Annotated in this window: 11 protein-coding genes; 8 read left to right on the forward strand and 3 right to left on the reverse strand. The window is 73.8% G+C overall.

Annotated elements, in window-relative coordinates:
- Positions 1–31 precede the first annotated feature (31 nt).
- Complete coding sequence (locus EDJALFJO_RS18600) at positions 32–490, forward strand: GyrI-like domain-containing protein (protein ID WP_088287812.1); 459 nt, start codon at positions 32–34, stop codon at positions 488–490.
- Between the two features lie 16 nt (positions 491–506).
- Here the strand turns inward: EDJALFJO_RS18600 and EDJALFJO_RS18605 are convergent, their stop codons facing one another.
- On the reverse strand, positions 507–3,080 hold the full coding sequence (locus tag EDJALFJO_RS18605; RefSeq protein WP_198950432.1) for an FAD-dependent oxidoreductase: 2,574 nt from the start codon (positions 3,078–3,080) through the stop codon (positions 507–509).
- 213 nt (positions 3,081–3,293) lie between these two features.
- Between EDJALFJO_RS18605 and EDJALFJO_RS18610 the strand changes: the two genes are divergently transcribed.
- Positions 3,294–4,247, forward strand: coding sequence for a choline/ethanolamine kinase family protein (locus EDJALFJO_RS18610; protein WP_198950433.1), 954 nt, complete (start codon positions 3,294–3,296; stop codon positions 4,245–4,247).
- A gap of 43 nt (positions 4,248–4,290) precedes the next feature.
- Complete coding sequence (locus EDJALFJO_RS18615; RefSeq protein WP_088287814.1) at positions 4,291–5,925, forward strand: amino acid permease; 1,635 nt, start codon at positions 4,291–4,293, stop codon at positions 5,923–5,925.
- A gap of 100 nt (positions 5,926–6,025) precedes the next feature.
- On the opposite strand, the gene EDJALFJO_RS36115 is transcribed toward EDJALFJO_RS18615, so the two are convergent.
- Positions 6,026–6,973 (reverse strand): hypothetical protein, encoded by a 948-nt coding sequence (locus tag EDJALFJO_RS36115; RefSeq protein ID WP_088287815.1) that lies wholly within the window; start codon positions 6,971–6,973, stop codon positions 6,026–6,028.
- Positions 6,974–7,113: 140 nt separating this feature from the next.
- On the opposite strand from EDJALFJO_RS36115, the gene EDJALFJO_RS34435 reads away from it, so the two are divergent.
- Complete coding sequence (locus tag EDJALFJO_RS34435; RefSeq protein ID WP_088287816.1) at positions 7,114–8,373, forward strand: DUF6350 family protein; 1,260 nt, start codon at positions 7,114–7,116, stop codon at positions 8,371–8,373.
- A 37-nt stretch (positions 8,374–8,410) separates the two neighbouring features.
- Here EDJALFJO_RS34435 and EDJALFJO_RS18630 read toward each other — a convergent pair whose 3' ends face one another.
- Entirely contained in the window at positions 8,411–8,824 is a 414-nt protein-coding gene (locus tag EDJALFJO_RS18630) for a hypothetical protein (RefSeq protein ID WP_088287817.1), read from the reverse strand.
- 53 nt (positions 8,825–8,877) lie between these two features.
- Here EDJALFJO_RS18630 and purN point away from each other — a divergent pair, with 53 nt between their 5' ends.
- The 4 genes from purN (at position 8,878) to EDJALFJO_RS18650 (ending at position 12,905) form a co-directional block, all read left to right on the forward strand.
- On the forward strand, positions 8,878–9,519 hold the full coding sequence (purN, locus tag EDJALFJO_RS18635) for a phosphoribosylglycinamide formyltransferase (RefSeq protein ID WP_233149937.1): 642 nt from the start codon (positions 8,878–8,880) through the stop codon (positions 9,517–9,519).
- Positions 9,520–9,605: 86 nt separating this feature from the next.
- Positions 9,606–11,183: a bifunctional phosphoribosylaminoimidazolecarboxamide formyltransferase/IMP cyclohydrolase gene (gene purH / locus EDJALFJO_RS18640; protein ID WP_088287846.1), complete on the forward strand. Its 1,578-nt coding sequence runs from the start codon at positions 9,606–9,608 to the stop codon at positions 11,181–11,183.
- Between the two features lie 35 nt (positions 11,184–11,218).
- Positions 11,219–11,497, forward strand: coding sequence for a DUF3017 domain-containing protein (locus tag EDJALFJO_RS18645; protein WP_088287819.1), 279 nt, complete (start codon positions 11,219–11,221; stop codon positions 11,495–11,497).
- Between the two features lie 196 nt (positions 11,498–11,693).
- Positions 11,694–12,905 (forward strand): toxic anion resistance protein, encoded by a 1,212-nt coding sequence (locus EDJALFJO_RS18650; protein WP_198950435.1) that lies wholly within the window; start codon positions 11,694–11,696, stop codon positions 12,903–12,905.
- Positions 12,906–12,937: the final 32 nt, after the last annotated feature.

The raw sequence follows: 12,937 nt of genomic DNA on the forward strand, positions 1-12,937 counted from the left end.
CGGCGCCCCGTGGCCGGAGCATCGTGGAGGGATGACCGACGTCCGTTTCGTCGACCTCGTCGAGCAGCCCACCGCGGTGGTGCGCGACCGGGTCCGGATGACCGAGCTCACGTCCTTCTTCGGTGCGGCGTTCGACGCCGTGGCCGGGACGCTTGCCGCCCGGGGCGCCGCCCCGGCCGGGCCGCCGTTCGCGTACTACCACGGGATGCCCACCGAGTGGGTCGACGTCGAGGCCGGGTTCCCCGTCCGGACGCCGATCGAGCCGTCGGGCACGGTGGTCCCGAGCGTCCTGCCGGCCGGGCACGCGGCCGAGGCGACCCACGTCGGCCCGTACGACACGCTCGGGGACACCTACGACGACGTCCTCGGGGCGGTCCGGGCCGGCGGTCACCAGCCCGCGTCCGGGATGTGGGAGTACTACCTCAGCGACCCCGCGGCCGAGCCCGACCCCGCGACGTGGCGCACGACGGTGGTGTGGCCGGTCTCCTGACCGCCCGGCCGTCTGCTCAGCCGTCCGCACGCACCCGGGCCGACGTCGGGTCGTGCAGCACGCCGTCCGCGACCGTGCCGCCGACCCACTCGCCGAACAGGTCCACCTCGACCCGGGTGCCGGGCACGGCGGCCGCGACCGGCAGGTACGAGTAGAGGATCGACGCGGCGACCGTCCAGCCGTAGCCGGCCGAGGTGACCCGGCCGGCGACCTCGCCGGCGTGCGGGCCGTCGACGACCCGGACCGGTTCGCTCCCGACGGCGACGGCCCGGGGGTCGTCGAGGGTCACGCAGGCGAGCGAGCGCGCCGGGCCGCCCGCGACGCGGGCGGCGCGCAGCGCGTCGGCGCCGACGAAGCCGCCGGGCTTGTCGAGCTTCACGGCGAAGGAGAGGCCCGCCTCGTCCGGCGTCGTCTCCGGGGTCAGGTCGCCGGCCCAGACCCGGTAGCCCTTCTCCAGACGCAGCGAGTCGATGGCCCGGTAGCCGGCGGCGACGAGGCCGTGCGGCCGGCCCGCCTCCCACAGGGTGCGCCACAGTGCCGCGCCGTACTCGCTCGAGGCGTAGACCTCCCAGCCGAGCTCGCCGACGAACGTCACCCGGACGAGCCGCACCGGCACGTCGCCGACCGTCGTCGCGCGCGACGACAGGAACGGGAAGTCCTTGTTGGACAACGACTGCGGGGTCAACGGGCCGAGCACGTCGCGCGCCTTCGGGCCCCAGAGGCCGTAGCAGACGTACTGCCCTGTGACGTCCTCGATCCGGGCGTCCAGCCGGCCGTCGTGACCGGTCCCGACCCCCTGCGCCGTGAGGTCGTCGGCCCGGCGGCGCAGCCACGACAGGTCGTGCAGGCCGAACGCCGTCCCGGTGACGACGACGAACGCGTCGTCCGCGGTACGCGTCACGGTGACGTCGGCCTCGATGCCGCCGCGGTGGTTGAGCCACTGGGTGTACGTCACCGACCCGACGGCCCGGTCGACCCGGCCGGCGCTGACCCGCTCGAGGAGCAGGGCGGCGTCCGGCCCGGTGACCGCGAGCTTCGCGAACGACGTCTCGTCGAAGAGCGCGGCCGCCGTCCGGGCGCCGTGGTGCTCGGCGGCGATCGCGGGGGACCACGAGCGGCCGGCCCAGGTGCGCGGCCGGACGGCGTCGACGCCGCCCGCCGCGGCGAGCAGGGCCTCGCCGGCCGCGGCGTTCGCCTCGTACCAGTCGACCCGCTCCCAGCCGGCCTTCTCGCCGAGGTGCGCGCCGTGGGCGGTGTGCCACTCGAACGCCGGCGAGGTGCGCAGCGGCCGCCCCGCGGTGCGGTCCCGGTGCGGGTAGGCGATGTCGTAGTACGTCGCGTAGGTCTCGACGGTGCGGGCCAGGGTGTACGACGGCGAGTCGTACGCCGGCCCGAAGCGGCGGATGTCCATGTGCCACACGTCGAGCGACGGTGAGCCCTCGAGCACCCACTCCGCCATGACCTGGCCGATGCCGCCGGCACCGGCGATCCCGTGCGCGCAGAACCCGGCCGCGACGAAGAACCCGCCGACCTCGCTCTCCCCGAGGCAGAACTCGTTGTCGGGCGTGAACGCCTCGGGCCCGTTGATGAGCTTGCGGACGCCGACGTCGTCCATCGCCGGCACCCGGACCCGGCTGTTCTCGGCGATCTGCTCGAAGCGGTCCCAGTCCTCCGGGAGCAGCCGGCCGTTGAAGTCGGCGGGCACGTCGTCGAAGGAGGTCGTGGACGCCGTCCACGGAGCCGGGTCGCGCTCGTAGCCGCCCATGAGCAGGCCGTCGACCTCCTGCCGCCAGTACACGAGCCAGTCCGGGTCGCGCAGCGTCGGCAGCGGCTTCTCCCGCGGGCCGAGCCGGTCGGTGAGCAGCGGCTCGGTGACGATGTACTGGTGCGCCATCGGCACGAGCGGCACCCGGACGCCGACCATCCGCGCGATCTGCGCCGCGAACATGCCGCCGCAGTCGACGACCACCTCGCACTCGACGTCCCCGCGGTCGGTGCGCACCCGGGACACCCGGCGCCGCCCGCCCGGCAGCGTCACGGTGTCGATCCCCGTCACCCGGGTCCGGGTGCGGACCTCGACCCCGCCGGCCCGCGCGCCCGCGACGAGCGACAGGCACAGGGACGACGGGTCGACCCAGCCGTCCTCGGGCAGCCAGGCGGCGCCCACGACCCCCGTGGGATCCATGAGCGGGAACAGGTCGACGGCCTCCGCGACCGAGATCTCCTCCAGGCCGAGGCCGTAGGTCTTCGCCCAGCTCACCTGCCGGCGGATCTCCTCGAGCCGTTCGGGCGACGACGCGAGCTTCAGGCCGCCGCTCGGCACCCAGCCCGGCGGGTGCTCGCCGCCCTGGAGCTCGGCGTACAGCGCTGCGGAGTGCATGTTCATCCGCGTGAGCGTCGGGTCGGCCCGGAGCACGCCGACGAGGCCGGCGGAGTGGAACGTCGAGCCGCTCGTGAGGTCGGCCCGCTCCAGGAGCAGGACGTCGCGCTCGCCGGCCTGCGCGAGGTGGTACGCGACGCTCGCACCGCCCACCCCGCCGCCGATGACGACGACGCGTGCGGACGAGGGCAGGGCGGCCGGATCGCTCATGCGCCAACGGTAGCCAGCCGCCGCGGTTCAGGTATAGACCGAATACGGGCGGGCCCACCTGTCACGAGACCGTCACCGGCCCGCAGCGCCCCCGACATCTGAGGTCTAGACCCTAAGGGGCGCCAGCCCCTAGCATCCGCCCACAGGCTCCCGGCGAGGCAGGCGTCCGGGTGCCCGGGCCCGCGCGCCGGGCCGCACCTCCAGGGAGTCCGGGTGGCATCGGCAGACCGTGACGTACGGGCGGGACGCTCTGCGAGCACGCTCGCGGACGACGCCGTCGTCGAACGCGTGCTCGACGCCGTCGAGTGCCTGCACAGCCGGACCGGCTGGGAACGGGTCTCCGGCGGCCTGACGAACGTCAACGTGCGGGTGCACCTGCCGGACGGCGACGCCATCGCACGGATCGCCACCCAGGACAGCGCGCTGCTCGCCATCGACCGCACCGCCGAGCACCTCAACAGCGTCGCCGCGGCCGCGAGCGGTGCGGCGCCGGCAGTGCTCGGCTACGAGCCGGCGGCCGGGGTGCTCGTCGTGCGCTGGGTCGTCGGCCGCACCTACTCGCCCGCGGACGTCGCGGCGAACCTCCCGCGGATCGCCGCCGCCTGCCGGCTGCTGCACTCCGGGCCGCGGTTCAGCGGCGACTTCGACATGTTCGCCGTCCAGCGCGGCTACCTCGACGTCGTGCGCGAGAAGGGGTTCCGGCTACCGCCGCGCTACCTGGACTTCCTGCCGGCCTTCGACGACATGCGCCGCGCGCTCGCCGTCCGGGCGACCGGAACAGTGCCGTGCAACAACGACCTGCTCGCGGAGAACTTCGTCGACGACGGCCGGCAGGTCTGGATCATCGACTACGAGTACGGCGGCAACAACGACGCCTGCTTCGAGCTCGGCAACATCTGGAGCGAGTCGACGCTGCCGGTCGAGGCGCTCGACGAGCTCGTCACCGCCTACTACGGCCGGGCCTCCGCGGCGCTCGTCGCCCGGGCCCGGCTGCTCGGTCTCGCCTCGAAGTACGGCTGGACGCTCTGGGCCTCGATCCAGGACGGCGCCAGCACGCTGGACTTCGACTTCTGGTCATGGGGGATGGAGAAGTACGAGCGAGCCGTCGCGGAGTTCGACGGCCCCGACTTCGCCCGACTGCTCGAGGAGGCCGCCGCACCCGACTGACGCGTCCAGCACGAACCCTGTCGTCCCCCATGGAGGAGCACTCGTGGCAGACCAGAAGAACCTGAGCGAGGACGAGCAGCTGCTCGCCCAGCTCGGCTACAAGCAGGAGCTGAGCCGGACCTGGTCCGGCTTCTCGAACTTCGCGATCTCGTTCTCGATCATCTCGATCCTCGCCGGCTGCTTCACGACGTACGGCGTCGCCTGGAACAACGGCGGCCCGATCGCCATCTCGTGGGGCTGGCCGCTCATCTCGGCCTTCATCCTCGTCATCGGGTTCTGCATGTCCGAGCTCGTCTCGGCGTACCCGACGTCGGGCGGGATCTACTGGTGGGCCGCCAAGCTCGGCGGTGCCAAGGCCGGCTACTACACCGGCTGGCTCAACCTCATCGGCCTCATCGCGGTCATCGCGTCGGTGGCCTACGGCTGCGCGACGTTCATCGACCTCGCGCTCGGCACGGTGAGCTCGTCGTGGGCCGAGGGCTACTCGCTGGCCCGGGTGTTCTGGATGTTCCTCGTGGTGCTCGTCGCGGTGGCCGCGGTGAACATCTTCTCCAGCCACCTGCTCGCGGTGCTCAACAACATCTCCGTGTGGTGGCACGTCGCCGGCGCGGCCGTCGTCATCCTCATCCTCATCTTCCTGCCCGACTCGCACCTGTCGATCGGCGAGGTGTTCACGACCCGGGTCAACAACACCGGCGGCCTCAACGGCGGCGACACGAACGGCCTCGGGTTCTGGTTCCACGTGCTGCCGCTCGGCTTCCTGCTGACGCAGTACACGATCACCGGGTTCGACGCCTCCGCGCACCTGTCGGAGGAGACCCAGGGCGCGGCCAACGCGGCGGCCAAGGGCATCTGGCAGTCGATCTTCTACTCGGCGGTCGGCGGCTACGTCCTGCTGCTCGCGTTCACGTTCGCCGTGCAGGACATCGACGGCGTGACGGCCGGCGGCGGCGGCGTCGCGGTGATCTTCAGCCAGGCGCTCAGCACCGGCTGGGCGGGCACGGTCCTGTTCATCGCGGCGATCGGCCAGTTCTTCTGCTCGATGGCCTGCATGACGTCCTGCTCGCGGATGCTCTTCGCGTTCAGCCGTGACGGTGCCGTGCCCGGGGCGCAGTACTGGTCGAAGCTGTCCGCGACCAAGGTGCCGGTCAACGCCGTCATCATCTCCTCGGTCGTCGCGGTCCTCATCACGATCCCCGCGCTTATCGAGGTGAACATCGGGACGGCCGAGGCGCCGATCATCGTGCCGACCGCCTTCTACGCCGTCGTCTCGGTCGCCGTCATCGGCCTGTACGTGGCCTTCGCGATCCCGATCTGGCTGCGGCTGCGGGCCGGGGACCGGTTCGTCCCCGGGTCGTGGACGCTCGGGTCGAAGTACAAGTGGATGTGCTGGACCGCGGTCGTCGAGATCGTCGTCATCTCGGTGTACTTCATCCTGCCGGTGACGCCGGCCGGTACCCCGGGCAACGCGGACTTCGCCTGGAAGTTCGTCAACTACGCGCCGATCCTCCTGGGTGCCTCGCTGCTCGCGCTGTGGGCGGGCTGGCACCTCTCGGCGAAGAAGTGGTTCACCGGTCCGAAGACGACCATCGACCTCCCGGCGGGCGTCACCTCCGCCGACGAGATCAAGCTCGAGCACGAGCACAAGGGCTACCTCACCGGCGAGCACGACGCCTGAGGTCGTCCGGCAGGTCCCGGCACCACGCGGACGGCGCCGCTCCCCGGCAGGGGAGCGGCGCCGTCCGTCGTTCTCCGGGCGTCGCCGGGAGTGCGTGCCGTCAGGGCGTGAACTGCTCGGCCACGTAGTAGACCGGGCCGTCCGGCGCCTGCGTGTGCCGCAGCCACAGCAGCAGGCTGTCGCCGGTCGAGACGATGCCGACCGCCTTCTCGTAGAACTGGTCCGCGGTGATCGGCTGGGTCTTCACCCCGTCACCGTCGCCGAGCGCGAACTGGGCGTAGATCACGGCGTCCTTCGTCAGCGTGAAGGTCCGCAGCTTGGGGTTGGTGTTGACGACCGCGTAGTCGAGCGGCTCCTCGTCGGGGTGCTGCGCGTAGTACTCCTGCGCCTTGGCGCCGGTGACGAACGACGCGCGGTCCACCGTGACCGTGTAGCCGTCCGCGGTCTGCTCGACCTCCTTGAGGAGGCCGAAGTCCATCCCCGCGGTCGTCGTCGGGTCGTCGACGTAGGCGGTCTCCCGGGGCGTCGGGGTGGCCGTCTTCGTCGGCGCCTTCGTGGTCTTCGTGGCCTTCGGGGTGGCGGCCGGGTCCGCGGACGTCGCCGGGGCGGCCGACGACGAACCGGAGGCCGTCGGCGTCGTCGTCACCGTCTTCGACGGGCGCAGCAGCCCGTAGACACCGCCCGCGAGGACGGCGAGCAGCACGGTGACGACCATCGTCGTGACGACGACCTTGCGGCTCGGACCGCCGCCGCCGCGGGGCGGCTCGGGGGCGCCGCCACGGCCGCCGAGGTCCCATGCCGGCTCGCCCGGCGGCCGCCCGAGCAGGCCGCGCCCGGGGTCGGGGAAGCCGCCCTGGTCCGGGTAGCCGCCCTGCTGGGGGTAGCCGCCCTGCTGGGGGTAGCCGCCCTGCTGGGGGTAGCCCTGGTCCGGGTAGCCGCCCTGCTGGGGGTACGCCTGCGTCGGGAACCCACCCGGCTGCTGAGGCCCGGGGTAGCCGCCCTGCGGGGGGTAGCCCGGGGCCTGGCCGCCGAAACGGTCGTCGTCCATCGTCCGCCTCTCATGGTCGACTCGCGGTCGACGTGCGGCGCACATCGTCCACCGTCGGTGGGGGAGGGCGTCAACTCGGCCTGCGTGCCTCCCGGCGCGTCTGCGGCCCGCCCCGGGCCGGGTGGCTGACGATGGGCGGGATGACGATCCTCGACCGCGCCGCGGGGGCGCTGCGGCCGCCCCCCTCAGACGTCCGCCCCGCCACCCCGACGGCCGCCGCGCTCGCAGCCGTGCAGGCCGCGGGCGGCTCCCTGCTGGTCGTGCTCGTGCCCGTGGTCCTCACCTGGCTGTCGGCCACCGCCGACCGGGTGCCGTGGACCGCGGTGCTGCGGCTCGGCGCCGACCTCTGGCTGCTCGGGCAGCACGTCCCGCTCGTCGTCCCCGGCGGGCAGGTGTCCTTCGCCCCGCTCGGGCTGCTCGCCGTCACCTGCGCGGCCCTCGTCAGCGCGTCCCGCCGGATGGCCCGCGTCCTCGACCCGCTCGCCGACCGGATCGCCGCCGGCGCGACCCGGTCGGGGCCGGCCCGGCCCCCGCTGCTCGCCGGGGCGATGTTCGTCGCCGTGTACGCCGCGCTCTCGGCCCTGGTCGCCGTCGCGGCGGGGCAGCCGGCCGCCCGGCCCGACCCGGCCCGGGCCGCACTCACCGGTGCGGTGCTCGCTGCCGTCTGCGGGCTCGTCGGCAGCGCCGCCTACGTCGCCGGCGGGCTCCGCGCCGTCCCGGCGCTCCTCGCCGCCCGGGTGCCCGAGCCGCTGCGCGGTGCGCTGCGCCCGGCGGCGGCCGCGCTCGCCGTCCAGGTCGGGGCCGGGGCCCTGCTCGTCGTCGCGGCGCTCGTCGCGCAGCGCGGCGGCGTGGCCTCGCTCTACGGCGTGCTCGAGACCGGCGTCGTCGGCGGTGCCGTCCTCACGCTGGCCCAGCTCACCGCCCTGCCCAACCTCGCGGTCTGGGGCGGCGCCTTCCTCACCGGGACCGGCTTCTCCGTCGGTCGCGGTACGTCGGTCGCGCCGGCCGCGGTCTCCCTCGGCGACCTGCCCGCCGTCCCCGTGCTCGGTGCGCTCCCGTCCCCCGGGCCGATGCCGGGCGCCGCGCTCCTGTTCCTCCTCGTGCCGCTGCTCGCCGGCGGGGCCGCCGGGCTGCTCGTCGTCCGGCGGCGGGGCGGCGACTCCGGCCGCTGGACGGCGGTCCTCGACACCGTGCTCACCGGGCTGCTCGCCGGCGCCGGGTTCGGGGTGCTCGCGTGGCTCTCGGGCGGCGGGATCGGGCCGGGCCGGCTCGGGGTCGCCGGGCCGGCGCCGCTGGTGACCGGTCTCGTGCTCGCCGTCGAGGTGACCGTCGGTGCGCTGCTCGTCGTCGGCGCCCGGGCCGCGATGCCGGGCTCCGGCGCCCGCCCGGCCCGGGACTGACGGGACCGAAGCACCGACGGATCGGCAGGACCGGTCGTCAGCCGACGGTCGACGCCGCCGGGCCGAGCCGCGGGCGCAGCTCGTCGGCGCAACGCTCCCGCGCGGAGATCGTCGACGCCGTGGACAGGCACCGCTGGTAGTCGCTGAAGGCCGGGTAGAGCGCGGCCTGCAGGAGGGTGACGACGACGAGCACCGCGGCGACCCCGAGCCCGACGCTCACCCCGAGGAACCCCCGGGCCTCGCCGCCCGCCCGGCGCGACGCCGCGAGCGCGAAGATCACCTGGAACCCGACGACGACGCACGCGATCCCGAACGCGAGCGTGCTGAGCTTCCACGGCAGCGGCAGGAAGGCCGTGAGGACGGACGCGACGAGCAGGACCCCGAACAGCCGGGTCCGGGCGCGGAGCCGTTCCTCGAGCTCCTCGCGGTTGCGCGGCCAGGTCGTCGTCACCTTGCCATTGTCACCTGCCGGGGCCGCCGGTTCGCGCCGACTACTGTGGCGCCGTGCCGACGAGCCTGCCGACGACCCCGCCGACGACCGACCGGCCGCGGGTCGTCGTCCTCGTGTCCGGTTCGGGCACCCTGCTCCAGGCGCTGCTCGACGCCGCCGCCGCACCTGACGCGCCGTTCCGGGTCGCGGGGGTCGTCAGCGACCGGGACGGTGTCGCGGCCCTCGACCGGGCGCGCGCCGCCGGGGTACCGACCGCCGTCGTCGCGCTGCGCGACTTCCCCGACCGGGCCGGCTTCGACGCCGGGGTGACGCGGGCCGTCGAGGTGTTCTCGCCCGACCTCGTCGTCCTCGCCGGCTTCATGAAGATCCTCGGGACGGCGTACCTCGTCCGCTTCGGGGCCCGCACCGTGAACACGCACCCGGCGCTGCTGCCGGCCTTCCCGGGCGCGCACGGCGTCCGGGACGCCCTCGCGCACGGCGTCAAGGTCACCGGGAGCACGGTGATCCTCGTCGACGACGGGGTGGACTCCGGGCCGATCGTCGCCCAGCGCGCCGTCGACGTCCTCGACGGGGACGACGAGGCGACGCTCCACGAGCGGATCAAGGGCGTCGAGCGCGAGCTCCTCGTCGACGTCGTGACCCGGATGGTCACCGCGGGCTGGACGACACAGGGCCGGCACGTGCGCCTGCGCTGACCCGCTCCGGCGCTCCCCGCGGGCCGGTGCCCGCCCCGGGGCCGATATCGTCGGCCGTCGTGACGCACGCGCCGCAGCAGACCGCCCTGACCCCGACGACCGGCGAGGAGCGGGTCCCGGTCCGCCGGGCCCTCGTGTCGGTCTACGACAAGACGGGCCTGGAGGACCTCGCGCGCGGGCTGGCCGGCGCCGGCGTCGAGCTCGTCTCGACCGGCTCGACGGCCGGCCGGATCGCCGCGCTGGGCCTGCCGGTGACCCCGGTCGAGGAGCTCACGGGCTTCCCCGAGTGCCTCGACGGCCGGGTCAAGACCCTGCACCCGCGGGTGCACGCCGGGATCCTCGCGGACCGGCGCCTCGAGGACCACGTCCGCCAGCTCGACGAGCTCGGGGTCGCGCCGTTCGACCTCGTCGTCGTCAACCTCTACCCGTTCCTCGAGACCGTCGCCTCCGGTGCGACGCCCGACGAGTGCGTCGAGCAGATCGACATCGGCGGCCCGTCGATGGTCCGGGCGGCTGCGAAGAACCACCCGAGCGTCGCGGTCGTCACCGACCCCTCGCGCTACGCCGACGTGCTCACGGCCGTCGGCGAGGGCGGATTCACCCTGGCGGCCCGCCGCCGGCTCGCCGCCGAGGCGTTCGTGCACACCGCGTCGTACGACGTCGCCGTCGCCTCGTGGATGGGCTCGGTGCTCGCCCCGACGGACGACGGCACCGGCTTCCCCGCGTGGACCGGCGCCACCTGGGAGCGCGCCGCGGTCCTGCGCTACGGCGAGAACCCGCACCAGCGGGCCGCGCTCTACCGCAGCCACCGCCCCGGCCTCGCGCACGCCGAGCAGCTGCACGGCAAGGAGATGTCGTACAACAACTACGTCGACACCGACGCCGCCTGGCGGGCCGCGCACGACCACGGCGACGCGCCGACCGTCGCGATCATCAAGCACGCCAACCCGTGTGGCATCGCCGTCGGCGCCGACGTCGCCGACGCCTACGCCAAGGCCTTCGCCTGCGACCCGGTGTCGGCCTACGGCGGCGTCGTCGCCGTGAACGGCACCGTGACGGCCGCGATGGCCGAGCAGATCGGCGACGTCTTCACCGAGGTCGTCGCGGCGCCGGGGTACGAGCCGGCCGCGCTCGAGGTGCTCACGCGCAAGAAGAACGTCCGCCTCCTCACGGTGCCCGCGACGGCGCGGCGCGGCGGGGTCGAGCTGCGCCCGGTGAGCGGCGGCCTGCTCCTGCAGACCGTCGACCTGATCGACGCCCCCGGCGACGACCCGGCCGGCTGGACGCTCGCGACCGGCACCCCTGCGGACGGCGCGACCCTGGCCGACCTCGCGTTCGCCTGGCGTGCGGTCCGGGCCGTGAAGTCGAACGCGATCCTGCTCGCCAAGGGCGGCGCGAGCGTCGGCGTCGGGATGGGCCAGGTCAACCGGGTCGACTCCTGCCGGCTCGCCGTCGAGCGGGCCGGCGCCGAGCGCGCGACCGGCGCCGTCGCGGCGTCCGACGCCTTCTTCCCCTTCGCCGACGGGCTCCAGGTGCTCCTCGACGCCGGCGTGCGGGCCGTCGTCCAGCCGGGCGGCTCGGTCCGGGACGCCGAGGTCGTCGAGGCCGCCGCGGCGGCCGGCGTGACGATGTACCTCACCGGCGCGCGGCACTTCGCGCACTGACGCCGGGCCCCGGCCGGGGCCAGTAGGCTCGCGCCGTGGTGCGTTGGGAGGTCCCGCCGACGCGGCGGCTCGCCTTCGTCGCCGTGCTCGTACTGACGGCCGCCGTCGTGCCGGTGACCTTGCTGATCGGGTTCCGCGAGGGCGGCTACCTGCTCGCCGTCGCCCTCGGCCTGGCGGCCGCGCTGCGCGCCGTCCTGCCCGACAAGTACTGCCTCGGGCTGCTCGTGCGGACCCGGCTCGTCGACGTCCTCACGGCCGGGTCGCTCGCCGTCGCGGTCGGCGTCGTCACCGGGCTCGTGCCGACGTCCGCCTGAGCACCGGCCGGCCCGCGCAGCGGCAGTGGTGGTACCCGGAGTGCGACCACGCAGGGTGACCCGGCAGGCTGGGACGAGGCCGGCGGGCCGGGGGTGATCACCGAACGCCGGGAGGTCCGTCGGCGCGGGGTGGGAACCGTCTAGATTGGGCCGACATCGAAAGCGCGCCGGACGACACACGCGAGAAGGGCACCCAGTGACCGAGCCGATGCCGTTGACGCCGCCCGCCGAGGCCATGCTGACGCTGACCGCACCCGAGCCGGCCAAGCCCGTCGTGGCGACGCAGGCCCCGAAGATCGCGCCCGCCGTGGACCCCGCGGTGGCACCCCAGCTCGACCAGAAGGTCGAGGGCTACCTGTCCTCGCTCATGACGGTCGCCCCGCACAGCCCGGAGTTCTCCGCCCGCGCGGAGGACGTCCGCACCATGGGCGACCAGGACATCCGCAAGGCCGCCGAGACGAGCAACAGGCTGCTCAAGACGCCGGTCAAGGCGCTCAACGAGGGCAGCCTCGCGCAGGGCTCCAAGGTCTCCGGCACGCTGCTCGAGCTGCGCCGTACCGTCGAGTCCCTCGACCCCAAGGGCGCCCAGGGCTCCAAGAAGGTCCTCGGGTTCCTGCCGTTCGGGGACAAGCTCACCGACTACTTCCGCAAGTACCAGAGCTCCGAGAACCACCTCAACGCGATCCTCAAGGCGCTCTACGACGGCCAGGACGAGCTCCGCCGGGACAACGCCGCGCTCAACCTCGAGAAGCAGAACCTCTGGGAGGCGATGGGCCGGCTCAACCAGTACGTCTACGTCGCCGAGCGGCTCGACGCCAAGCTCGCGGCGTCGATCGCGGAGCTCGAGGCGACCGACCCGGAGCGGGCGAAGTCGCTGCGCGAGGACGTCCTGTTCTACGTCCGGCAGAAGCACCAGGACCTGCTGACCCAGCTCGCGGTGTCGATCCAGAACTACCTCGCGATCGACATCGTCATCAAGAACAACATCGAGCTCGTCAAGGGCGTCGACCGGGCGACGACGACGACGGTCTCGGCCCTGCGGACGGCGGTCATCGTCGCCCAGGCGCTGAACAACCAGAAGCTCGTCCTCGACCAGATCACGGCGCTCAACACGACGACGTCGAACATGATCCAGTCGACGTCGGAGATGCTGCGGGACAACTCGATCCAGATCCAGCAGCAGGCCGCGAGCGCGACGATCGGGCTGCCCCAGCTGCAGTCCGCGTTCCAGAACATCTACGCGACGATGGACGCCATCGACCAGTTCAAGGTGCAGGCCCTGGACAACATGGCGTCGACGATCGGTGTGCTGGAGAACGAGGTCACCAAGTCCCGCGAGTACCTCGACCGGGTCAACCGCCACGACGACCGGGTCGCCGGCGGGTCGCTCGACCTCGGCCGCGGCTGAGGCGCCGTCCGGCAGGGACGGCAGACGGCCAG

Source organism: Kineosporia sp. A_224 (assembly GCF_002198655.1).
Lineage (GTDB): Bacteria > Actinomycetota > Actinomycetes > Actinomycetales > Kineosporiaceae > R-H-3.

Bases quoted from the DNA above. Each gene is read 5' to 3' on its own strand.
- EDJALFJO_RS18600 (WP_088287812.1), top strand. From the start codon at position 32: ATGACCGACGTCCGTTTCGTCGACCTCGTCGAGCAGCCCACCGCGGTG.
- EDJALFJO_RS18605 (WP_198950432.1), bottom strand. From the start codon at position 3,080: ATGAGCGATCCGGCCGCCCTGCCCTCGTCCGCACGCGTCGTCGTCATC.
- EDJALFJO_RS36115 (WP_088287815.1), bottom strand. From the start codon at position 6,973: ATGGACGACGACCGTTTCGGCGGCCAGGCCCCGGGCTACCCCCCGCAG.
- EDJALFJO_RS34435 (WP_088287816.1), top strand. From the start codon at position 7,114: ATGACGATCCTCGACCGCGCCGCGGGGGCGCTGCGGCCGCCCCCCTCA.